22 protein-coding genes are annotated in these 20918 nt (G+C 62.9%); 18 read left to right on the forward strand and 4 right to left on the reverse strand.

What is annotated here, in order from left to right:
- Positions 1-7: 7 nt before the first annotated feature.
- From pabC to VF673_RS02345, 6 genes are read left to right on the forward strand one after another with little or no spacing between them, the layout of a single operon-like run.
- Positions 8-832: an aminodeoxychorismate lyase gene (gene pabC / locus VF673_RS02320; protein ID WP_090538603.1), complete on the forward strand. Its 825-nt coding sequence runs from the start codon at positions 8-10 to the stop codon at positions 830-832.
- A gap of 14 nt (positions 833-846) precedes the next feature.
- A complete protein-coding gene (gene mltG / locus VF673_RS02325) occupies positions 847-1908 on the forward strand; it encodes an endolytic transglycosylase MltG (RefSeq protein WP_440290888.1) in 1062 nt (353 codons plus the stop codon).
- Positions 1905-2537 carry a dTMP kinase gene (gene tmk, locus VF673_RS02330; protein WP_440290723.1) on the forward strand — a complete coding sequence of 211 codons (633 nt, stop codon included), beginning with the start codon at positions 1905-1907 and terminating at the stop codon, positions 2535-2537. The genes mltG and tmk overlap by 4 nt, the downstream gene beginning before the upstream one ends.
- Positions 2524-3525: a DNA polymerase III subunit delta' gene (locus tag VF673_RS02335; RefSeq protein WP_440290724.1), complete on the forward strand. Its 1002-nt coding sequence runs from the start codon at positions 2524-2526 to the stop codon at positions 3523-3525. Before tmk ends, VF673_RS02335 begins: the two co-directional genes overlap by 14 nt.
- Positions 3526-3566: 41 nt before the next feature.
- Positions 3567-3920, forward strand: coding sequence for a PilZ domain-containing protein (locus tag VF673_RS02340; protein WP_090538606.1), 354 nt, complete (start codon positions 3567-3569; stop codon positions 3918-3920).
- Between the two features lie 3 nt (positions 3921-3923).
- A complete protein-coding gene (locus VF673_RS02345; RefSeq protein WP_090538694.1) occupies positions 3924-4706 on the forward strand; it encodes a TatD family hydrolase in 783 nt (260 codons plus the stop codon).
- A 15-nt stretch (positions 4707-4721) separates the two neighbouring features.
- Here VF673_RS02345 and VF673_RS02350 read toward each other — a convergent pair whose 3' ends face one another.
- Positions 4722-5630, reverse strand: coding sequence for a LysR family transcriptional regulator (locus VF673_RS02350; protein WP_320330683.1), 909 nt, complete (start codon positions 5628-5630; stop codon positions 4722-4724).
- Positions 5631-5749: 119 nt separating this feature from the next.
- On the opposite strand from VF673_RS02350, the gene VF673_RS02355 reads away from it, so the two are divergent.
- The 3 genes from VF673_RS02355 to wrbA all read left to right on the forward strand — a co-directional run bounded on the left by VF673_RS02355 (position 5750) and on the right by wrbA (position 7956).
- Positions 5750-6613, forward strand: coding sequence for a pirin family protein (locus VF673_RS02355; RefSeq protein ID WP_090538608.1), 864 nt, complete (start codon positions 5750-5752; stop codon positions 6611-6613).
- Positions 6614-6662: 49 nt separating this feature from the next.
- Positions 6663-7262: a nitroreductase family protein gene (locus tag VF673_RS02360; protein ID WP_440290725.1), complete on the forward strand. Its 600-nt coding sequence runs from the start codon at positions 6663-6665 to the stop codon at positions 7260-7262.
- 94 nt (positions 7263-7356) lie between these two features.
- On the forward strand, positions 7357-7956 hold the full coding sequence (gene wrbA / locus VF673_RS02365; RefSeq protein ID WP_440290726.1) for an NAD(P)H:quinone oxidoreductase: 600 nt from the start codon (positions 7357-7359) through the stop codon (positions 7954-7956).
- 33 nt (positions 7957-7989) lie between these two features.
- On the opposite strand, the gene VF673_RS02370 is transcribed toward wrbA, so the two are convergent.
- Positions 7990-8967, reverse strand: coding sequence for a glutathione S-transferase family protein (locus VF673_RS02370; RefSeq protein WP_090538611.1), 978 nt, complete (start codon positions 8965-8967; stop codon positions 7990-7992).
- A gap of 305 nt (positions 8968-9272) precedes the next feature.
- On the opposite strand from VF673_RS02370, the gene VF673_RS02375 reads away from it, so the two are divergent.
- Both VF673_RS02375 and VF673_RS02380 read left to right on the forward strand, forming a co-directional pair.
- Positions 9273-10028: an SGNH/GDSL hydrolase family protein gene (locus VF673_RS02375; protein ID WP_440290727.1), complete on the forward strand. Its 756-nt coding sequence runs from the start codon at positions 9273-9275 to the stop codon at positions 10026-10028.
- Positions 10025-10468: a nuclear transport factor 2 family protein gene (locus VF673_RS02380; RefSeq protein ID WP_440290728.1), complete on the forward strand. Its 444-nt coding sequence runs from the start codon at positions 10025-10027 to the stop codon at positions 10466-10468. The genes VF673_RS02375 and VF673_RS02380 overlap by 4 nt, the downstream gene beginning before the upstream one ends.
- A 231-nt stretch (positions 10469-10699) precedes the next feature.
- Here the strand turns inward: VF673_RS02380 and VF673_RS02385 are convergent, their stop codons facing one another.
- Positions 10700-11854: an aminotransferase class V-fold PLP-dependent enzyme gene (locus VF673_RS02385; RefSeq protein ID WP_440290729.1), complete on the reverse strand. Its 1155-nt coding sequence runs from the start codon at positions 11852-11854 to the stop codon at positions 10700-10702.
- Between the two features lie 166 nt (positions 11855-12020).
- On the opposite strand from VF673_RS02385, the gene VF673_RS02390 reads away from it, so the two are divergent.
- Both VF673_RS02390 and VF673_RS02395 read left to right on the forward strand, forming a co-directional pair.
- A complete protein-coding gene (locus VF673_RS02390) occupies positions 12021-12659 on the forward strand; it encodes a TetR/AcrR family transcriptional regulator (RefSeq protein WP_440290730.1) in 639 nt (212 codons plus the stop codon).
- Positions 12660-12724: 65 nt separating this feature from the next.
- Positions 12725-13744, forward strand: coding sequence for an amidohydrolase family protein (locus tag VF673_RS02395; protein ID WP_273126513.1), 1020 nt, complete (start codon positions 12725-12727; stop codon positions 13742-13744).
- 60 nt (positions 13745-13804) lie between these two features.
- On the opposite strand, the gene VF673_RS02400 is transcribed toward VF673_RS02395, so the two are convergent.
- Positions 13805-15460: a carboxylesterase/lipase family protein gene (locus VF673_RS02400; protein WP_440290731.1), complete on the reverse strand. Its 1656-nt coding sequence runs from the start codon at positions 15458-15460 to the stop codon at positions 13805-13807.
- A gap of 169 nt (positions 15461-15629) precedes the next feature.
- Between VF673_RS02400 and VF673_RS02405 the strand changes: the two genes are divergently transcribed.
- From VF673_RS02405 to VF673_RS02425, 5 genes are all read left to right on the forward strand, one after another.
- Positions 15630-16529: a radical SAM protein gene (locus tag VF673_RS02405; protein ID WP_440290732.1), complete on the forward strand. Its 900-nt coding sequence runs from the start codon at positions 15630-15632 to the stop codon at positions 16527-16529.
- Positions 16526-17137 carry a DUF4823 domain-containing protein gene (locus VF673_RS02410; RefSeq protein ID WP_440290733.1) on the forward strand — a complete coding sequence of 204 codons (612 nt, stop codon included), beginning with the start codon at positions 16526-16528 and terminating at the stop codon, positions 17135-17137. The genes VF673_RS02405 and VF673_RS02410 overlap by 4 nt, the downstream gene beginning before the upstream one ends.
- 23 nt (positions 17138-17160) lie before the next feature.
- Complete coding sequence (locus tag VF673_RS02415; protein ID WP_440290734.1) at positions 17161-17751, forward strand: DUF1285 domain-containing protein; 591 nt, start codon at positions 17161-17163, stop codon at positions 17749-17751.
- Positions 17752-17918: 167 nt separating this feature from the next.
- Positions 17919-20072, forward strand: a complete 2154-nt coding sequence (locus VF673_RS02420; RefSeq protein WP_440290735.1) for an adenosylcobalamin-dependent ribonucleoside-diphosphate reductase — start codon at positions 17919-17921, stop codon at positions 20070-20072.
- Between the two features lie 53 nt (positions 20073-20125).
- Entirely contained in the window at positions 20126-20821 is a 696-nt protein-coding gene (locus tag VF673_RS02425) for a TSCPD domain-containing protein (protein WP_440290736.1), read from the forward strand.
- The last annotated feature ends 97 nt before the right edge of the window (positions 20822-20918 follow it).

Raw genomic sequence — 20918 nt, forward strand, 5'->3', positions numbered from 1 at the left:
TCCGCGGATGGCTGCGCTCCCCCGTTTTCTGGTCAATGGCCTCCCGGGTGACCGGGTTTCGGTGACCGACCGGGGGCTGGCCTACGGTGACGGCCTGTTCGAGACCATCCGGGTCGAACAGGGCCGCGCCGGGTTGCTGGAGCAGCATCTGCGACGCCTGGCCCTCGGCGCGTCGGCGCTGGCGTTGCCGGTGGATCTGGCGCAGCTGCGCAATGAACTCGAAGCTGCCGCCGCCGAACTGCAGCGTGGGCTGCTGAAGCTCACCATCACCCGCGGGCCGGCCGGGCGGGGCTATGCCATACCGGCGCAGGTCGAGCCGACCCGAATCCTGCAGCTGTCCAGCCTGCCGGATTATCCTGCTGCCAATGCCGCCGAAGGGGTGCGCCTCTTTCCCTGCGCCACCCGCCTGGGGCATCAACCGCTGCTCGCTGGAATCAAGCATCTGAACCGTCTCGAGCAGGTGCTGGCACGCAGTGAATGGCAGGATCCGTCCTATGCAGAGGGGCTGCTGCTGGATATCCATGATCGACCGATCGAATGCACCATGAGCAATCTCTTTCTGCGTCTGGACGAGCGCTGGGTCACTCCATCTCTGACCCTGTGCGGCGTACGCGGTGTCATGCGCGATTACCTGATGGACAGGCTGGCAGCGGAGGGCGAACCGGTAATCGAGCGCCCGGTGAGCTCGGATGAACTGCTGATGAGCGCGGAAGTATTCTGTTGCAACAGTGTCTACGGTGTATGGCCGGTGGTGGAGCTGGCCGGCCACCGTTGGTCCATAGGTGTCCATACGCGCCAGGCCCAACGCCTGGCGGAGCAGGTTATAAGTTGAAGTCTCTTATAAAGATTACGTTTTATCTTGTTGTTTTATCAGTGGTCTTGGTGCTCGCTGCTGCGGGGTGGGGCTACTTCACTCTGCAGAATACCCTGAACCAGCCGCTGCGCATCACGGTGGCAGATACCCTGGAGGTGCCGCCCGGCAGTACTCCGGCCTCGGTATTTGCCGGACTGGAGAATCGCGGGGTGATCGAGCGGGCCGCCTGGGTCCGACGCTACTGGCAGTGGCGCATGCCCGACACCATACTGCAGGTTGGTGAGTACCGTCTGGAGCCCGGTATGCAGGTTCGCGGCCTGCTGGGCGCGCTGCAGCGTGGAGAGGTAGCCCAGCGCAGCATCACCCTGGTGGAAGGCTGGAACTTCAGCCAGTTCCGTGATGCACTGGCCCGGGCCGAGCGCCTGCAGCAAACCCTGCCACGGGACTGGAGCAACGAGCAGGTGGCGGCGGAGCTTGAGCTGTCCGAGCCCCATCCCGAGGGGCTGTTCTTTCCCGATACCTACCTTTACACCCTGGGCATGAGCGACAGGGATATCCTGCGCCGGGCCCACCAGCGCATGCAGCAGGTGTTGGCCGAAGTCTGGGAACAGCGCGCCGAGGATCTGCCGATCAGCACCCCCTACGAGGCCCTGATCCTGGCTTCGATCATCGAGAAGGAGACGGGCGTACCCCATGAGCGTGGCGAAATCGCCGGGGTCTTCACCCGGCGTCTGCGAATCGGCATGCGGTTGCAGACCGACCCGACGGTGATCTATGGCATGGGCGAGAACTGGCAGGGCAAGATCCGCCGCAATGATCTGCGCCGGCCGACACCCTACAACACCTATACCATCGACGGCCTGCCGCCAACCCCGATTGCCATGCCCGGCCGCGACTCCCTGCTGGCCGCGGTCAATCCCAAGCCGGGCCGCAGCCTGTATTTCGTTGCCCGGGGCGACGGTTCACACGTGTTTTCGGAGACGCTGCAGCAGCATAACCGCGCCGTGCGTCACTACCAGATCCTCAATCGGGCGACCAACTATCGCTCCAGTCCGCCACCGGCGGAAAGCAGTGCCAGTGGAGAAACACCATGAGCGGGTTGTTCATCACCTTCGAAGGCCCCGAGGGGGCGGGCAAGTCCACCAATCTCGGCATTTTCGCCCAGGCGCTGGCCGAGGGCGGCTGTCCGCCACTGATCACCCGGGAGCCCGGGGGAACCCCGGTAGCCGAACGGATCCGCGAGGTGCTGCTGAGCCAGCATGAGGAAGCCATGGACGCGGATGCGGAGCTGCTTCTGATGTTTGCCGCCCGAGCCCAGCATCTGAACCGCCTCATCCGGCCGGCTCTGGCCGAGGGCAGGGTGGTGATCAGTGATCGCTTCACCGACGCCACCTACGCCTATCAGGGTGGAGGCCGGGGTATCGACCCGCAGCGCATTGCCAGTCTGGAGACCTGGGTGCAGGGCGACCTGCGTCCGGATCTGGTGCTGGTATTCGACGTGCCGGTGGAGCTGGGCATGGCCCGCGCCCGGGCGCGCAGTGCGCTGGATCGTTTCGAACTGGAGCATCAGGCGTTCTTCGAGCGGGTGCGGGAGACCTATCTCGAGCGCGCCGCCGCCGACCCCGCGCGTTACCGGGTGATAGATGCCAGCGGCGATCTGGACCAGGTGCGCGCCGCCATGCAACCGGCCATAGACGAGGTGTTCGACCGTGTCCGTGGATGAGCCCCGGGCTGCGCCCTGTCCCTGGCATGAGTCTGTCTGGCAGGCTCTGACCACCCGGGCGCGTCAGCCCCACGCCTTTCTGTTCGCCGGCAGCCCGGGGGTGGGCAAGCGTCAGTTCGCCGAGGCCTTCGCTGACTGGCTGCTGTGTCAGCAACCTGCGGGCGGAGCGGTCTGCGGTCAGTGCCGCAGCTGCCAGCTGCTGCGTGCCGGCACCCACCCGGACCGTTTGCTGGTGGGGCCGGAGGAGGAAGGCAAGGCCATTCGTGTCGATGCGGTACGGCAACTGGCCGACTTCATGGCGCAGACAGCGCAGCAGGGTGGGCGCAAGGTAGTGATACTGCATCCGGCCGAGGCGATGAATCTGAATGCCGCCAATGCCCTGCTCAAATCCCTCGAGGAGCCTACCGCCGAGACCTATCTGCTGCTGGTCTCCGATCAGCCCAGCCGCCTGCTGCCGACCATCCGCAGCCGCTGTCAGGTCCTGACCCTGACAGCGCCGGCGCCGGCGCAGGCCCTCGACTGGCTGGCACAGCGTCTGCCGCAGCTGAGTACCGAGGAGCATGCCGCCCTTCTGCTGATGGCAGCCGGCGCACCGCTGCGGGCAGTGCAGCTGCAGGAACTGGGTGCGACGGAGCTGCGCGCCCGGGTGGTCGAAGGCGTCAAGGCGCTGCTCAAGAGCGAGAAGTCCGCTCCCCAGTTGGCTGACGCATGGAGTGCGGTGCCCCTCGAACTGCTGATGGACTGGTTCTGTGACTGGACACTGGATCTGCTGCGCCTGAAGACCGGCGCACTGGAAACGCCGGTCAACAGCGATATGGACAAGGTGTTACCCTATATGGCGCAGCGCGTGGCCACCACGACCCTGATGGAGTGGCAGGGCTGGCTGCTGGAGCATCGCAGCATGGTGCTGGGCAAGGCCAACCTGAACCGGGTGCTGCTGCTGGAAACTCTGCTGCTGCGCTGGAAACAGCTGATGGAAAAGCGCTAATCTGACCCTCCGGGTCTATAGACAGTTACAAGGATCAAGCCATGAGTACAGCACCACAAGGCCCCCGTAACGGCATTCTCTCTCTGACCATCAAGGACAAATCGGTGCTTTATGCCGCCTATATGCCCTTCATCAAGCACGGGGGCATGTTCATTCCGACCAACAAGAACTACCGTCCGGGGGATGAGGTCTTCATGCTCCTGAACCTGATGGATGAGCCGGAGAAGATCCCGGTGGCCGGCAAGGTCGTCTGGGTGACGCCCCGGGGTGCCCAGGGTAACCGCGCCGCGGGTATCGGTGTGCAGTTCAGCGATCAGGACAATACCGCCCGCAGCAAGATCGAAACCTACCTGGCCGGAGCGCTGAAATCCGACCGACCGACCCATACCATGTGAATGATGCTGATAGATTCCCACTGCCATCTCGACCGACTCGATCTCACTGCCCATGAGGGCTCGCTGGACAAGGCGCTTGACGCCGCCCGTGCCAGGGGCGTGGGCAAGTTTCTCTGCATCGGTGTGGATGCCGCCAACGCCCCTGTGGTAAAGGGGCTGGCCGAGCAGTACGGCGACGTCTGGTGCAGCGTGGGAATCCATCCGCTGGATCTGTCGCGCAATGATCCGGCCGGGCTCGACTGGCTGTTGACCGAACTCAATCACCCGCGGGTGGTGGCCATCGGTGAAACCGGGCTCGACTACCACTACGAGCCCGAGAGCGCGCCGCTGCAGCAGGAATCGTTCCGCTATCATCTCGAGGCCGCCCGCCAGACCGGCAAGCCGGTGATCATTCATACCCGCGAGGCCCGGGCCGATACCCTGGCGCTGCTGCGGGAGGCGGATCTGCCCAATACCGGCGTGCTGCACTGCTTTACCGAGGACTGGGACATGGCCCGGGCCGCGCTGGACATGGGCTATTACATTTCCCTGTCCGGCATAGTCACCTTCCGCAACGCCGACGCCCTGCGGGACGTCGCCCGGCGTATCCCCGCGGATCGGCTGCTGGTGGAAACCGACTCCCCCTATCTGGCCCCGGTGCCGCACCGGGGCAAGTCCAATGAACCCCAGTTCGTCTGCGAGGTGGCCGCCGCGCTGGCCGAGATCCGCGGCGAGTCGCTGCAGCAGCTGTGGGAGAACACCACGGCCAACTTCCATCGCCTGTTCCCGCTGACCGCAGCGGCCTGAGGCTGCAGTCCCGGCTCAGTCCTCATCCAGCGCCTGGAATTCGGCGGTCAGAAAATCCAGCAGACTGCGTACCGAGGGCAGCTGTCCTCGGCGTGACGGATAGACCGCGTGGATTATCTCCCGCCGCGGTTCCCACTTTGGCAGTACCTGCACCAGTTCACCCCGTTCGATCTGTTCGCGAACCATCATGCGTGGCAGCTGCACCACGCCGACACCGGCGATGGCGGCGCTGCGCAGGGTCGACATGCTGCGGGTGATCAGCCGCGGGTAGTGGTGCACTGTGGCCTGGGCGGCATTGGGCCCGATCAGGTGCCAGGCATGCTCGCCCTGGGGTGTGCCCAGCACCATGCTCGGCATCTGCGCCAGATCCGCTGGCGATGAGGGACGCTGACGGCAGCCATGGAGCAGGGCGGGGCTGGCCACCAGGCACTGGCCCCGATCGGAGAGTATCCGCAGCACCAGATCACTGTCTTCCAGCGGTGGCGGGCGTACCCGAATGGCCAGGTCCATGCCTTCGCCCAGCACGTCGACCCTCCGGTTGGTGGCATCCACATGCAGCTCCACCAGCGGGTGGCGGGTGAGGAAGGCGCTGAGCATGTCGCCGACCCGGGATTCCAGCATTGCCGTGGGACAACTGAGGCGCACCACGCCCCGCGGCTCGGCCTGACGCAGGGCAATGGCCTCATCTGCTGCATCGGCCTCGGCCAGCATCGCCTTGCAGTGACCGTAGTAGGTGCGGCCGGCCTCGGTAACGATGAATTGCCGGGTAGAGCGCTGGACCAGGCGCGTATTCAGGCGTTCCTCGAGCAGGGCCAGGCGTCGACTCAGCCTGGATTTGGGAGTGCCCAGTGCTCGCCCGGCCGGGGCCAGGCCGCCGTGGTCGACGATCTGGACAAAGTAGTAGAGATCATTGAGATCACGCATGCTTATCGTTCCATTCATAGGACGCTGAAGCAGAATATCATGGTCTACCGGGCTGGTTGGTCCTGTAATAGCATCTTTTCCATGACTTGCGCCCACGGCGGCCGATCACGGGAGGAGATATGAAACGTATTCTGGGTATCTACAGCGCACCGCGCCCCCACTGGGTGGGTGACGGCTTCCCCATGCGTTCACTGTTCGATTACCAGGGGCTTGGCCGGCACCTGAGTCCCTTCCTGCTGCTGGACCACGCGCCGCCCACTCATTTCGAGCCGAGCGAACAGCCGCGTGGCGTGGGTGTACACCCGCATCGCGGGTTCGAGACGGTCACCATTGTCTATCAGGGCGAGGTGGCCCATCGCGATTCCACCGGTGCCGGTGGCGTGATCGGTCCCGGTGACGTGCAGTGGATGACCGCCGGAGCGGGAATATTGCATGAGGAGTTCCATTCCCCCGCATTCAGCCTGCAGGGCGGGACCATGGAAATGGTGCAGCTGTGGGTCAATCTGCCCCGCCGGAACAAGATGGCGGCGCCGGGCTACCAGAGCATTGCGTCATCCCGTATCCCGGTGGTGGATCTGCCGGAGGCTGCAGGACAGCTCCGGGTCATTGCCGGTGAATTCGGCGGTGCTCAGGGCGCGGCCCGGACCTTTACGCCGATGGACGTGCTGGATCTGCGTCTGGCGCAGGGCGCCGCTGTGGAGCTGCCCACCCGGGAGGGCTTTACCCTGGCACTGGTAGTGCTGCAGGGCCGGCTGCTGGTCAATGGCACTGCGGTCAGCGATGGCCAGCTGGTGCACCTGGACCGCGAGGGAAGCGGAGTGCAGCTTGACGCGCAGAGCGACGTTTCGCTGCTGTGGCTGGCCGGTGAACCCATCGATGAGCCATTGGCAGGGCGGGGACCCTTCGTCATGAACAGCGAAGAAGAGATCCTTCAGGCAATACAGGACTTTCGCGCCGGGCACTTCGGGCACCTGGCGAATTGAAGGCAATACATCAGACATTCATACACATTGGTAAACGAGGAGACTGAGCATGTCCAACAAGGCAATCGAGCTTTTCCGTCAGCGTCGCACCCAATATGCCCTGGGCCGCAATCTGCAGGCCACCCCGGAGCAGATCATCGATCTGGTCAAGGAAGCGGTGCGCCAGGCACCTTCTTCCTTCAACTCCCAGAGCTCCCGGGCGGTAGTGCTGCTGGGTGAGCTGAGCGAGAAGTTCTGGGAGCTGACCCGCGAGGCCCTGCGCCCGCTGGTACCGGCAGAGGCCTTCGGCACCACCGAGGCCAAACTGGCCAGCTTTGCCGCGGGCGTGGGCACAGTGCTGTTCTTCGAGGATCAGAACGTGGTCAAGGGGCTTCAGGAGCAGTTCCCCAGCTATGCCGACAACTTCCCGATCTGGTCGGAGCAGAGCTCGGGCATTGCCCAGTTCGCCGTATGGGTAGCCTTTGCCGACGCCGGCATCGGTGCCAGTCTGCAACACTACAACCCGGTGGTGGATGAAGCAGTCGCCAGCACCTGGAACATTCCCGCCTCCTGGAAGCTGCGTGCGCAGATGCCGTTCGGCTCCAACGAAGCCGGATTTGGCGAGAAGAGCTTCATGGATGACGCGGAGCGCTTCCTGATCTTTGCCTGAGGGGGGGGGCAGGGCGACCCGGGGTTCACCCCGGGTCGTGATGCATGTTCTATCATGAAGTGCATGCATCACACCCACCCCGGAGGAAGCAGGCATGACCCGAGTTCTGGTGCTCTACCATTCGATGTACGGCCATATTGAAACCATGGCCAAGGCGGTCGCCGAAGGCGCCGGCAGGGTTTCCGGAGTGGAGGTCAGCATCCGCCGCGTACCCGAGACCATGCCCGAAGAGGCCTTCCGCAAGGCCGGCGGCAAGACCGATCAGGATGCCCCGGTCGCCTCACCGGCGGAACTGCCTGACTATGATGCCATCATCTTCGGCACGCCCACCCGCTTCGGCAACATGTCCGCACAGATGCGCAATTTCCTCGACCAGACCGGCGGTCTCTGGGTCAAGGGCGCGCTGGCTGGCAAGGTGGCCAGCGTCTTCACCTCGACCGGTACCGGGGGAGGGCAGGAAATGACCATTACCTCGACCTGGACCACCCTGGCCCATCACGGCATGATCATCGTCCCCATAGGCTACACCCTGCCGGCACTGTCGGACATTTCACAGGTGCGGGGCGGCACGCCCTATGGCGCATCCACCATTGCCGGTGGCGATGGCTCGCGCCAGCCCAGCGCGGTGGAGCTGGATATTGCCCGGCATCAGGGGGAAACCGTCGCCAGACTGGCGGCCCGCTTGAAGGATTGAGGAGAGGCAGCAGCACTCAGGGCGCTGCCAGTTTCAGAGCCGGTCGCGCCCGTGGGGTCTGTCCAGCTCCAGCCGCGGCCCCGCCGGTACTATGCCGGTGGGGTTGATGGTGGTGTGGCTGCGGTAATAGTGCTGCTTGATGTGCTGCAGGTTGAGAGTGCCGGCCACGCCCGGCCACTGGTAGAGCTCCCGCAGATACCCCGAGAGGTTGGGGTAATCCTCGATGCGCTGCAGGTTGCACTTGAAGTGCCCATGGTAGACTGCATCGAAGCGGATCAGGGTAGTGAACAGACGCCAGTCCGCCTCGGTCAGGGTGTCGCCCAGCAGATACCGCCGGGTTGCCAGACGCTGCTCCAGCTCGTCCAGGGTCTCGAACAGAGCCTCGAAGGCCTGCTCATAGGCCTGCTGGCTGGTAGCAAATCCCGCGCGGTAGACCCCATTGTTGACCCTGTCATAGATGCGCTCATTGAGCGCGTCGATCTCCCCATGCAGGCTCTGTGGATAGTAGTCACCCGGCCGGGCACCGAGGTCATCGAAGGCGCTGTTGAACATGCGGATGATATCGGCCGATTCATTGCTGACGATCCGCTGGCGCTGCCGATCCCAGAGCACCGGAACCGTCACCCGGCCGCTGTAATCGGGCGTGTCTGCGGTATAGATCTGATGCAGGTACTCGGCCTGGTGGATGGGGTCGGGCACCACCCCGTCATCGGGTTTGAAGGTCCAGCCGTGCTCGGCCATCAGCGGGTTGACCACCGACACCGAGATCATCTTCTCCAGGCCCTTGAGTACCCGGAAGATCAGGGTACGATGGGCCCAGGGGCAGGCCAGCGATACGTACAGATGATAGCGTCCGGGCTCGGCCCGGAAGCCATCCTCCCCGGTTGGCCCGGCCCGGCCATCGGTGGTCACCCAGTTGCGGAACTGGGACTGGCTGCGGATGAACTCACCCTTGCTGGATTCGGTGTCGTACCACTGGTCGACCCATTTGCCCTTGATCAGCAATCCCATGGCAATACCCCCTTTTCTTGTCTGATGCGAACAGGTGCCGGCCCATGGGGCCGGAGCACCTGCCATTGCGGAGTTGGACCCCGAAGGTCATGATCGACCAGTCGGGGCTGTGTTAAAAGCGCAAATCAGGGATGTTTATATCAGGTGATTCGATATTTCGAGCTCGGGCCTGGGGCTTGTGGGCCGTCTTGACACTGGCAGGTGCCCTTTATAGCCTGCAACGAGACTGCCCAACCGGCCGAGCAGCCAGGCCGACAACAAGGACAACAGCATGGGAATTTGCGGCATATCACAAGGACCGGCGTGTGCGTCCGCAGGTTAAGGTATCCGTGATGGCGGATCTGCTGCTCAAACTGATTCTGGGGCCGCTGCTTCTGCTGCAGGGCTGGCATACCCGACGGGTAACGCCGCGGTTACCGGAGCCCGGCGGGGATCGACATGGCGAGCAGGGCAGCGGGCCACCGCTGAGACTGCTGATTGCCGGAGACTCATCCGCCGCCGGCGTAGGGGTAGCAGAGCAGAGCCAGGCTCTGGCCGGTCAGCTCGCCGAGCGACTTGCCCGCCACTCCCATCTGCACTGGCAGCTGATTGCCCGTTCGGGCGTGGATACCCTCGAGCTGACCGAACTGCTGCAGGCCGAGCCCCCACGGCAATTCGACGCCGCGCTGCTGCTGGTCGGCGTGAACGATGTTACCGCCAGCCGCTCTGCCGGCGCCTGGCTCGAGGCGTTCGAGCAACTGCTGGAGCTGGTCCGCAACAGGTTCGGCGTGCGCCGACTGATAGTCTTTCCCGTTCCCCCCATGCATCTTTTCCCCGCCTTGCCGCAACCCCTGCGCTGGTATCTGGGCCTGCGGGCACGGCGCTTCAATCAGGGACTCAAGGAGCTGGTGGAGCGTCGTCCGGACTGCGAACTGGTTGGTCCGTTACCCCTGGCCGGGCCGCTGATGGCTGCCGACGGCTTCCATCCCGGCGCTGAAATCTACACATTATGGGCCGACAGGGTTGCCGCCTTGCTGCGACCACAGCCCGAACAGGCTTTTCAACAGGAGAAAACAACATGAGTGATCTGACACTGACGCCCGCGGTAGCCGCCGCGCTGCAGCGCTGGCATGGGATGGTAGAGCGACGTGACTTCAGCGAGCTGCCGTCAATGCTCGACGAGCAGGTGGTCTTCCGCTCGCCGATGGCCCACACACCCTACCCGGGAGTACAGGTGGTCAGCACCATTCTGAGTACGGTGATTCAGGTATTCGAGGGCTTCACCTACCACCGTCAGCTGGCCGATACCGAAGGCCTCAATGTCATGCTGGAGTTCAGCGCTGAGGTGGGGGGCCGCCAATTGAAAGGGATCGACCTGATCCGCTTCAACGACCAGGGCAGGATTGTCGACTTCGAGGTCATGGTCCGGCCCATGAGCGGTCTGCAGGCGCTGGGCGAGGAAATGGGTCGGCGTCTGGCGCCCTATCTGTCAGCGCTCAAGGGGCAGACCGCGACTGAATGAGTCTGATCTTTTTCCTGGCCACATAAAAAAACCCGAATTCCGGGGGAAGAATTCGGGTCAAGACCATTAGGAGTGATGCAGAACGGACGGAGCCGTTCAGCCAGACCCCGGTGCTTGGGGGATATCGGGGTCTGATGTGACAAGTATTGACGGTTTTTCGTACAATGCCAGTCCTCAACCGTCAATTCTTAAACGGATTTGGAATAAGGTCACTGAGTTTATCGTGACTGGTCAGCTCCCTCGCGCCTCCTGCAACAGCCCGCGAAGTATCCCCAGCGCCCGGTCCAGTACCTGTTGCGAGGTGTAGAAATGAGGGGACCAGCGCACCCCGCCTCCCCGGGCTGCGCACACCACCCCAGCCTGCATCAGGCGCTGATACAGCCGCTGGCTGTCGATGCCGGCAAAGCTGAAGGTCACTATGCCCGCACGTCGCTCCGGTGTGGCGGGGCTGAGCAAGCGCGCGCCGGGCAGGGCGCCTATCGACTGGATGAGATAGGCGGTGCGCTGTTGCAGTGCTTCCTGTATCCGCCCCAATCCTACCTCCAGCAGCAATTCCAGGCTGGCCGACAGGGCGTGCTGGGCCAGGGTGTTCGGGCTGCCGGGCTCGAAACGTCGGGCGGTGCTCGCCGGCATCCAGTCGGCTCTGTCATAGTCGCCCAGTGCTTCGACCATGTGCCAGCCGAACTGGGTCAGATGCAGACGGTCCCGCACCTCCCGTCGGCAATAAAACACTCCCAGGCCCTCGGGCCCCAGCAACCACTTGTGCCCGTCAGCCATGGCGAAGTCACAGTGGATTGCCTGCACATCCAGCTCGATCGCGCCAAGTGACTGGATGGCATCCACGCAGAACAGGATGCCCCGCTCGCGGCAGGCCCGGCCCAGGCGCGCCAGATCCATGCGCAGACCACTGGCGTACTGGACCGAGCTGATACTGAGCAGGCGCGTGGCCGGGCCCATGGCCTCGATCAGGGCGCCCTCCGGATCGGCTCCGTTGAGGCTGACCTGCCTGAGCCGAACGCCCCGGGGTGCCAGCGCCTCCCAGGGGATGCGATTGGAAGGGAATTCCTCGTCACTGATCAGCACCTCGTCACCCTCGGTCCAATCCAGTCCCATGGCGACAAAGGACAGGGCCTCGGAGGTGTTCTTGACCAGGGCAATATCGCCCTTGCCGGGTGCGTTGAGCAGCGTCTGCAGTTGACCCCGCAAGCGGTGTTCCAGCTGGACCCAGCGGGGATAGTCCCGGGCGCCCTGGTGCAGGTTCTCGCAGGCGAAGGCCTTCACCGCCTCGGCGGCCCGTTTGGGCCAGGGCGCCACCGCCGCGTGGTTGAGATAGCAGATCGCGGGATCCTGGGGGAATTCATCATTCCACTGGCAGTCATGAAGCATGGCGGGGTCCTTTGAATACTCTGCTGTGAATCATAGCGCAGTACGAGCGCGACGGCTGGCGTGCGAGAGCGGGAGTGAATTTCTGGTCACATAAACACCAGAAGTGGGAAAATGGTCATGAAATTGGCATAATGCGCACTATCGTCACGCACATGCAGGAAAGCTCATGCAGAAAGAGTCGCGCAAGGTCCGGGAGTTTCGTCGCCGGGAGCAGGAAATCCTCACCGCCGCCCTGCGGCTGTTCCTCGAACAGGGAGAAGACAGCGTCACGGTAGAGATGATTGCCGATGAAGTCGGCATCGGCAAGGGCACCATCTACAAGCATTTCAAATCCAAGGCAGAAATCTATCTTCGCCTGATGCTCGATTACGAGCGGGATCTGGCGGCACTGCTGCATTCGGAAACCATCAAGAAGGACCGCGAAGCCCTGTCCCGCGAGTACTTCGCCTTTCGCATGAGCGATCCGGACCGTTACCGGTTGTTCGACCGCCTGGAGGAGAAGGTGGTCAAGGCCAACCAGATGCCGGAGCTGATTGAGGAGCTGCACGGTATCCGGGCTTCCAACTTCAATCATCTGACCGGCGTCATCCAGCAGCGCATCGATGAGGGCAAGCTGGAAGACGTGCCGGCCTATTTCCATTACTGCGCGGCCTGGGCCCTGGTGCACGGTGCCATGTCCATGTACCACTCGCCATTCTGGCAGGAGGTCATCGAGGACAAGGAGGGCTACATGCGATTCCTGACCGATATCGGTGTGCGCATGGGCAATCGTCTCAAGCGTCGCAAGGAGGACGATCCGGCCTGAGCCGGATGAACTTGACCCCAGCGCTCCGGTCTATCGGGTAACCCGCCATTCAGGAGTTACCCGCCTTGCCCCGCCTTCACCGTGGTTTTGTGTACCTGCTCACCGGGCTGTTCGGCCTGGTTGCCGAGGCCCGGGAGTATGTCTATACCGACGCCCACCTGCATTACGTGGACTTCTTCCAGGAAAGCGAGGGCATGGACAAGCTGCTCGAGCAGATGGATGCCCATAACATCCGCCACGTGATGATCAGCGGCATTCCGGTAGCCAAGAAATGGCACGAGAATGAACCCCGCCGCCCACGCTACTATGCCGGCGATGATGCCGGCGCCTACTGGTACAGTGGCACCGATCACATTCTGGCCCACGCCCTGCAGCAGCTTGACGAGCAGCAGCGCCGGCGCTTCCATCCCTTTCTGTCCGGCTTCAACCCCAACGACAAGAACTCCGATGAGCACATAAGGCGGCTGCTGGAGATGTACCCGGGATTCTGGCAGGGCATAGGCGAGGTATTCACCCGGCACGATGATCTCACCGCATTGACCCAGAGCGAGACGCCCAGGGCCAACAGCGAGGCGATGCAGCGCATCTACCTGCTCGCGGCCGAACATGATCTGCCGGTGATGATCCACAGCAACATCACCTCCAAGCGCGAGCGCAATCCTCTCTACCTGCCGGAGCTGGAAGAGGCGCTCCGTGACCATCCCACGGTGCGCTTCATCTGGGCCCACGCCGGCACCAGCAAGGAGATCCATCGCCACCAGGAAAAGCTCGACTTCCTGTTTGATGAACTCAAGCGCATGCTCGGCCTCTATCCCAACCTGTTCATCGACCTGTCATGGACCATGCTGGAGCCTTATCTGCTGGATGAGAAAGGAGAACCGGACCCGCGCTGGGTCGAGCTGGTGAACAAGCATCCTGACCGCTTCATGATAGGGTCGGACGTAGTCGGTGACTTCCGCAGCCTGGGGAAGAACATGCAGGAATTCGATGTGTTTCTCGACGCACTGGCCGAGGACGTGGCGCACCGGGTCGCCGGGGACAACTTTCTTCAGGTGTTGGGCGAGGCCTTCAGGCCCGAGCGGTAACGGGACTGGGTAAAACAGCTGCGCCGACCTTAGGTCGGCGCAGCTGTCAGCCTTGCGCGATCAGAAACGTCGCGGGGGAGACTGCCAGTACTCACAGCTGTGGTAGGTGCTGAAGTCCGCCTGGTCGGCAGCACTCGGATCCGGAGCCACCAGGGTCAGGATCTCACCAGCTTCGCTCAGACTGGGCCATTCGACCGCCTCTGCCGCGCCGTCAGTTCCATTGGGACCTATGGCCGGATCCTGGCCGTAGCGCGCAAAGTTGGCCCAGTAACCGGCCATGTGGTTGGCCAGACTGATGTGCTCATCGGTGCCGCCCCGTTCCCGGAGGGATTCCTGGGAGTTGAGCACGAACTGGATTTCCGAGGTGTGCGTGGCACCCATCGGGATCAGTGCGGGCAGGCCATCCAGCAGGGGTGCTGTGGTTTCCCGGAACCAGTAGCCCCAGGTGGGCACCTTGTCCTTCAGCAGGTTCCACTGACTGTTATTGGGGCAGTTGAATCGCCAGTCGGTACCAATGGCGCTGTAGGCGGTGATATAGCGCAGCGGCTCCGGTACCCCCATGTAGTTTTCCAGATAATCATCGGCAATCTGCTCACCATCCAGAGTCGGATCCTCGAGCAGCAGACTGGCGACCGAGGCACGATAGCTTTCCAGCGACGACAGGCCGGCCGGGTTGTCACCCAGAGCCAGCAGGGTGAACAGGCTGCCTTCGTCCTGGTTGCTGCCCATCAACACCGGTACCTGGTTGAACTCGCCGCTTTGCAGCGCGGCGGTGATGGACTCCGGCAGGGTATCGGTTCCGGTTGCCGGGATGATATTGCCCGGCTGCGCGGCCAGGATGGCCTCGACCGACTGCGCGCGCAGGCAGTTGAGCAGTTCCTCATCCGGGGTGTCGGCACAGTCGTCCAGATTCTCGATGGTGGGGTTGCCGAACAGCATCTGAGCCACGGCCAGCGGTGCCTGGCTGCCGTTATAGGAGCCGCTCTGAACTATTGCCTTGTGAAACAGGCCTTCGGCAGCCGGGGAGGCGATCTGGCTCATGACGCTGTGACCGCCGGCGGATTCACCGAAGATGGTGACGTTGTCCGGGTCGCCATCAAACGCGGCGATGTTTTCCTGCACCCAGCGCAGTGCCAGTTGCTGGTCCTGCAGGCCGAAGTTGGTGTTGCCCAGGGCAGCGTGGGGCAGGAAGCCGAGGGCGCCGAGGCGGTAGTTCAGCGTGACCACGACCACGCCGCGTTCCACCAGATGCCGGGGATCGTAGCTCGCACCACCGGAACCGTAGATGAAGGCGCCACCATGGATCCAGACCATTACCGGGTAGTCGCCCGGTTCTTCGGGACTGTATACGTTCAGGAACAGGCAGTCTTCATCCACACTGGCTTCACCGAAGGGGCTGGCGTTCTGCGGGCAGGCGCTGCCGAAGGCCTCGCTGAGCTGTACCGCCTCCTCATGGGCCGGCGGAAACTCTGGGCTGGCAAAGCGTTCGGCGACGCCATAGCGAATGCCGCGGTACACGCGCATGCCGGCTTCTTCGATACCGATGTAATCACCCTGCTGGGTGCTGACCTGCAGCGGATTGGGCGCAGGTGTGGTGCTGCCACCGCCACCACCGCCGCCGCTGGACAGGCATCCGCCAAGACTGACCGCCAGCACGGTGGTAGCCAGCGAAGTAGCGAGAAAACGTGCGGCGCCGGTTCTGTTCTGATAATGCATGGTTGTTATCCCTGTTGTTATGCAATCTTCAGTAGCAATGTGCTGCTATCGATGACATTAAAAGAATTGCAGTCGGCTGCGCTAAACCCATACGGGTGATCGGCGGGGACAGGGGAACCGCTCGGAACAATGCTGTAAACTGTGCGCTGTTCAGATTCCGGAGTGAGGCATGACTGCTCGAATCCAGTTTCCCATCGACTATATAGAGCCGGTTTTCCGCCCCCCTAGCGAGGCCCATTCGCTGATCCTGCCGGTGACCAACGGCTGTTCCTGGAACAAGTGCACCTTCTGCGACATGTATACCGCGCCGCAGAAGAAATTCCGTGCCCGGGATGAAGAAAGGGTGCTCGAGGAAATTCGCCAGTGTGGTGAGCGCCTGATCGTGCAGCGGGTCTTTCTCGCTGATGGTGACGCCATGGTGCTGCCGACCCACAGGCTGCTGCGCATCCTGCAGGCGATCCGTGAGCACATGCCGGAGGTTCACCGGGTGACTTCCTATTGCCTGCCGCGCAATCTGCGACGCAAATCGGTGGACGAACTGCGGCAGTTGCGCGAGGCCGGTCTGAAAATGCTGTATGTCGGAGCCGAGTCGGGCGACGATGAGGTGCTGCAGCGGGTCAACAAGGGCGAAACCTTCGAGTCCACCGCCGAGGCCCTGCTCAAGGCCCGGGAGGCGGGGCTGAAAACCTCGGTGATGATTCTCAACGGCTTGGGTGGACGCTCCCTGAGCGAACAGCATGCCATCAATTCCGCGCGCCTGATGAACCTCACCCAGCCCGATTACCTGTCCACCCTGGTGGTCAGCTTTCCCCGGGGACTGGACCGCTACCGCGAACAGTTCCCCGATTTCCAGCCGCTGGATCAGCAGGAACTGTTCGTCGAGATGGAGCGTTTCCTGTCCGAGCTGGCGCTCGAGGACACGGTCTTCCGCAGCGACCATGCGTCCAACTACCTGGTGCTCAAGGGCGTGCTGGGACGGGACAAGGAGCGCATGCTGGCGCAGGTTCGCACTGCCATTGAACGACCCGACCGCGCCGGACTGCGCGCGGAATGGATGCGGGGCTTATGAAAAGGACCAAAGCACTACGGGTGGTGATGGTCGGCCTGGCCGGCCTGTTGCTGGGGGGCTGCATGCCCTCGCAGATGGTGGAGGAGGGGCGCTATTATCTCGGCGATGCCGGTCTGCTGGACAATTACCGTATCCAGCGTGGCGGCAACTGGCGGCTGCAGGCCGACTCGCGGCTGTATATCGCCCAGAGCCACTTCGTTCCGGTAGGGCATACCGGGGCCAGGCCCAACATCCTTGCCGAGGAAGCCTTCGCCGCCGCCGTGCAGGTATTTCCCCAGGTGCGCCGGGCCGAACAGCCGCTTGGGTTGGACGAGGCCCTGGGCAGAGCCAGGCAGCAGGGCATGGACTATCTGCTGTACACCCGTTTTGCCAGGGCCAGGGCGAGCGGGGAGGGTGACACTGCGGCGCCTGCACCGGAGGACGGACATGTGGGCAGGGATCATGTGAACCTGCAGATGCTGCTGATGGAAGCATCCACCGAGCGCCTGGTGGAGTTCACCACCATCGAGAGCCGTACCGGTTTTCTGGATTTCAGTCGCTCCCGGCCCGAAGATCTGCTGCGGGAACCCATGCAGGCCTATACCCGTCAACTGTTGGGCAGTCGCTGACATAGGCCGAAGAAGGAGCCCCCATGGATAATCGCCAACCACCAGCCCAATCCCTCTTGAAGCACCTGCCGGAGTCGGTGCTGAGCGCCGCCCGGGAGCCGGCACCCGTACACCTGTGGCACCCTGCCTTCAGCGGGGAACTGGATATGCATATCGCCCGCGACGGCACCTGGTATTACGAGGGTGGGCCGGTCACCCGGCTGGCGCTGGCCCAGCTGTTCTCCGGGATCCTGCGCCTGGAGGAGGATGGCCGCTACTATCTGGTCACGCCGGTGGAGAAGTGGGGCATCCGTGTGGATGACGTACCCTTTGTCGCGGTGCGTCTGGAGGCCGAAGGCGCGGGTGAGCAGCAGCGCCTGCGTTTTTTCACCAGTCTGGAGCACGAGGTGGTTGCCGACGCTGCCCACCCCATTTCCGTGTCGGTTGATCCGGAGTCCGGCGAGCCCTCGCCCTACGTACTGCTGCGGGACAATCTGCGGGCGCTGATCCACCGCAACGTGTTCTATGAGCTGGTCGAGCTGGCCACCGAACATCAGGTGGACGGTCAGGCGCGTCTGGGTGTCTGGAGCGACGGCAACTTCTTTCCGATTGACGGCGAAGTCGCCGAAGCCTGATCTTCTGCGGCTTCCCCGCAAGTCAAGACTGCGAGATCAAATTTTCCGGTTGTCATTAACTATATGTGGGTCTAGGATTCTTCTCCATGCACAACAGGTAGTGATTCGGTGCGGGCGTCGTGCGGGCGCCCTCCATGCGCTGAACACAATCATTTCAGGAGAAGATGATGAGTCAAGCAGCCAAGGTGCAGCGTCTGCGCGATGTGGTCAGCAGTATTCCCATGCAGCCTGCCTCGGAAGATATCTGGGATACCAAGTATCGACTCAAGACCAAGGAAGGAATGGCCATCGATCAGACCGTCGATGCCACCTACCAGCGGGTAGCTCGTGCCTTGGCCGACGTCGAAGCCCCCGAACTGCGTGAGACCTGGTACGAGAAGTTCCTCTGGGCCCTGCGCCATGGCGCCATCCCGGCCGGACGCATCACCTCCAATGCCGGTGCCCAGGAACACAAGCCGGCGACCTCGACCATCAACTGCACCGTCTCCGCCACCATCGGCGACTCGATGGATGACATCCTGGCCAAGTTGCATGAGGCGGGCCTGACCCTGAAGGCCGGCTGCGGTATCGGTTACGAGTTCTCCACCCTGCGCCCGCGCGGTGCCTACGTGTCCGGCGCCGGCGCCTATACCTCCGGCCCGCTGTCGTTCATGGATATCTACGACAAGATGTGCTTCACCGTGTCCTCCGCCGGTGGCCGTCGCGGTGCGCAGATGGCTACCTTCGATGTGGGTCACCCCGATGTGGCCGACTTCATCCGCGCCAAGCGCGAAGGTGGTCGCCTGCGCCAGTTCAACCTGTCGCTGCTGATTACCGAGGAGTTCATGAAAGCGGTCGAGGCCGACGGCGAGTGGAAGCTGGCCTTCCCGCTGAGCGAGGCCGAAGCCGAGGTGGACAAGGTCGATATCAACGACCCGGCCCAGGTCATCTGGCGCGAGTGGCCGAACAACGAGCGTTACGTGACCCGCGAGGACGGGTTGGTTGCCTGCCGGATTTTCCGCACCATGAAGGCACGTCGGATCTGGGACATGATCATGTCCTCGACCTACGATTTCGCCGAGCCGGGGTTCATCCTGATCGACCGCGTGAACGAGATGAACAACAACTGGTTCTGCGAAGAGATCCGTGCCACCAACCCCTGCGGCGAGCAGCCCCTGCCGCCCTATGGCGCCTGCCTGCTGGGTTCGATCAACCTGACCCTGTTCGTGCGCGATCCCTTCACCGAGAAGGCGCGCTTCGACTGGGAGGAGTACCGCAAGGTGGTGGACATCTTCACCCGCATGCTGGACAACGTGGTGGAGATCAACGGGCTGCCGCTGGAACAGCAGCGCAACGAGATCTTCCGCAAGCGTCGTCACGGCATGGGCTTCCTCGGCCTGGGCTCTACCATGACCATGCTGCGCATGCGCTACGGCGATGAGCAGTCGCTGGAGTTCACCGAGCGGGTGTCGAAGGAGATGGCGCTCCAGGGCTGGCGTACCGGCCTGCAGCTGGCCGAGGAGAAGGGCCCGGCGCCGCTGATGGATGAGGAGTTCACCGTGACCGGCGCCATGCTGGCCAAGCGTCCGGAGATGAAGAAGGATGGCTTCAAGGTCGGCCAGAAGGTCAAGGGCAAGGTGCTCTGGGCCAAGTACAGCCGTTACATGCAGCAGGTGGCCGAGGAAGATCCGGAGCTGGTAGCGGCCCTGGCCGAGAAGGGCGCGCGCTTCACTCACCACAGCTCGATTGCGCCGACCGGGACCATTTCCCTGTCCCTGGCCAACAATGCCTCCAACGGCATCGAGCCGAGCTTCGCCCATCACTATTTCCGCAACGTGATCCGCGAAGGCAAGAAGTCCAAGGAAAAGGTCGACGTGTTCAGCTTCGAACTGCTGGCCTACCGGGAGTCCATTGATCCCGAGGCGTTGCCCCAGACACAGGGCGAGGGCCGCAATCTGCCGGACTACTTCATTTCCGCGGACGAGGTCACGCCGAAGCAGCACGTGGATGTTCAGGCCGCCGCGCAGAAGTGGATCGACTCCTCGATTTCCAAGACCGCCAACGTGCCGACGGATTATCCCTATGAGGATTTCAAGGACATCTATCTGTACGCCTACCACAAGGGTCTGAAAGGCTGCACCACCTTCCGTTTCAATCCCGAAGCCTTCCAGGGCGTACTGGTCAAGGAACAGGATCTGGCCAATACCACCTACCGCTTCAAGCTCGAGGACGGCAGCGTGATCGAGGCCCGGGGTAACGAGGAGGTCGAGTACGACGGGGAGATGCACTCCGCGGCCAACCTCTATGACGCTCTCAAGGAAGGCTATTACGGCAAGTTCTGAGGCACCGGAATCCATTGAATGGCTCCGCCATCGGGCGGAGCGAGGAAAGCAGCATGTCGATAAAGATAAGCAAGAAGATCGTTGAATACTCCGTGGTCAAACCGGAGGAAAAGGCAGCCCCGGCAGCGCCGGCCAAGACCGATTACGTGGAAATGCACGAGAATCTCAAGCGTCCCGAGCATCTGGAAGGCTGCACCTACAAGATCAAGACACCTACCTCCGAACACGCGATCTACGTCACCATCAATGATGTGATCCTCAACCGGGGCAGCGAGCACGAAGAGCGTCGCCCCTTCGAGATCTTCATCAATTCGAAGAACATGGAGCACTACCAGTGGATCTCGGCGCTGACGCTGATCATCTCGGCGGTGTTCCGCAAGGGCGGCGACTGTACCTTCCTGGTCGAGGAGCTGCGCAGCGTGTTCGATCCCAAGGGCGGCTACATGAAGCGCGGTGGCCGCTGGAGCCCGTCGCTGGTAGCCGAGATCGGTGATGTGCTGGAACAGCACCTCAAGCATATCGGGCTGATCAAGGACGAGATCGACGAACACCAGCGCGCCTACCTGGAGCAGAAGCGCGCCGAGTTCACCGGTCGTGTTGCCCAGGGGCGGGCCGATGCAGAGCGTGACGACAGCACTCAGGAATATCCCGCTGGCGCCCAGCTGTGCGGCAAGTGCCATACCAAGGCGGCGGTGCAGATGGATGGTTGCCTGACCTGCCTGGCCTGCGGTGACAGCAAGTGCGGCTGAACCTGTCTGCCGGACACCTGCGGCGGAACTGATTCCTCCACCCTCAGGTCCCTCCTCGAGGCCGGTCCCTCCATTGTGCGGGACCGGCCTTCTCATT

The sequence above is a fragment of the Halopseudomonas sp. Lyrl_26 genome (genome assembly GCF_051948695.1).
In the GTDB taxonomy this organism is placed as follows: domain Bacteria; phylum Pseudomonadota; class Gammaproteobacteria; order Pseudomonadales; family Pseudomonadaceae; genus Halopseudomonas; species Halopseudomonas formosensis.

What these genes read in the sequence shown, in the direction of transcription:
- pabC (WP_090538603.1), top strand. Translation starts at nt 8, where the DNA reads ATGGCTGCGCTCCCCCGTTTTCTGGTCAATGGCCTCCCGGGTGACCGG.
- tmk (WP_440290723.1), top strand. Translation starts at nt 1,905, where the DNA reads ATGAGCGGGTTGTTCATCACCTTCGAAGGCCCCGAGGGGGCGGGCAAG.
- VF673_RS02340 (WP_090538606.1), top strand. Translation starts at nt 3,567, where the DNA reads ATGAGTACAGCACCACAAGGCCCCCGTAACGGCATTCTCTCTCTGACC.
- VF673_RS02345 (WP_090538694.1), top strand. Translation starts at nt 3,924, where the DNA reads ATGCTGATAGATTCCCACTGCCATCTCGACCGACTCGATCTCACTGCC.
- VF673_RS02350 (WP_320330683.1), bottom strand. Translation starts at nt 5,630, where the DNA reads ATGCGTGATCTCAATGATCTCTACTACTTTGTCCAGATCGTCGACCAC.
- VF673_RS02355 (WP_090538608.1), top strand. Translation starts at nt 5,750, where the DNA reads ATGAAACGTATTCTGGGTATCTACAGCGCACCGCGCCCCCACTGGGTG.
- VF673_RS02360 (WP_440290725.1), top strand. Translation starts at nt 6,663, where the DNA reads ATGTCCAACAAGGCAATCGAGCTTTTCCGTCAGCGTCGCACCCAATAT.
- wrbA (WP_440290726.1), top strand. Translation starts at nt 7,357, where the DNA reads ATGACCCGAGTTCTGGTGCTCTACCATTCGATGTACGGCCATATTGAA.
- VF673_RS02370 (WP_090538611.1), bottom strand. Translation starts at nt 8,967, where the DNA reads ATGGGATTGCTGATCAAGGGCAAATGGGTCGACCAGTGGTACGACACC.
- VF673_RS02380 (WP_440290728.1), top strand. Translation starts at nt 10,025, where the DNA reads ATGAGTGATCTGACACTGACGCCCGCGGTAGCCGCCGCGCTGCAGCGC.
- VF673_RS02385 (WP_440290729.1), bottom strand. Translation starts at nt 11,854, where the DNA reads ATGCTTCATGACTGCCAGTGGAATGATGAATTCCCCCAGGATCCCGCG.
- VF673_RS02390 (WP_440290730.1), top strand. Translation starts at nt 12,021, where the DNA reads ATGCAGAAAGAGTCGCGCAAGGTCCGGGAGTTTCGTCGCCGGGAGCAG.
- VF673_RS02400 (WP_440290731.1), bottom strand. Translation starts at nt 15,460, where the DNA reads ATGCATTATCAGAACAGAACCGGCGCCGCACGTTTTCTCGCTACTTCG.
- VF673_RS02405 (WP_440290732.1), top strand. Translation starts at nt 15,630, where the DNA reads ATGACTGCTCGAATCCAGTTTCCCATCGACTATATAGAGCCGGTTTTC.
- VF673_RS02410 (WP_440290733.1), top strand. Translation starts at nt 16,526, where the DNA reads ATGAAAAGGACCAAAGCACTACGGGTGGTGATGGTCGGCCTGGCCGGC.
- VF673_RS02415 (WP_440290734.1), top strand. Translation starts at nt 17,161, where the DNA reads ATGGATAATCGCCAACCACCAGCCCAATCCCTCTTGAAGCACCTGCCG.
- VF673_RS02420 (WP_440290735.1), top strand. Translation starts at nt 17,919, where the DNA reads ATGAGTCAAGCAGCCAAGGTGCAGCGTCTGCGCGATGTGGTCAGCAGT.
- VF673_RS02425 (WP_440290736.1), top strand. Translation starts at nt 20,126, where the DNA reads ATGTCGATAAAGATAAGCAAGAAGATCGTTGAATACTCCGTGGTCAAA.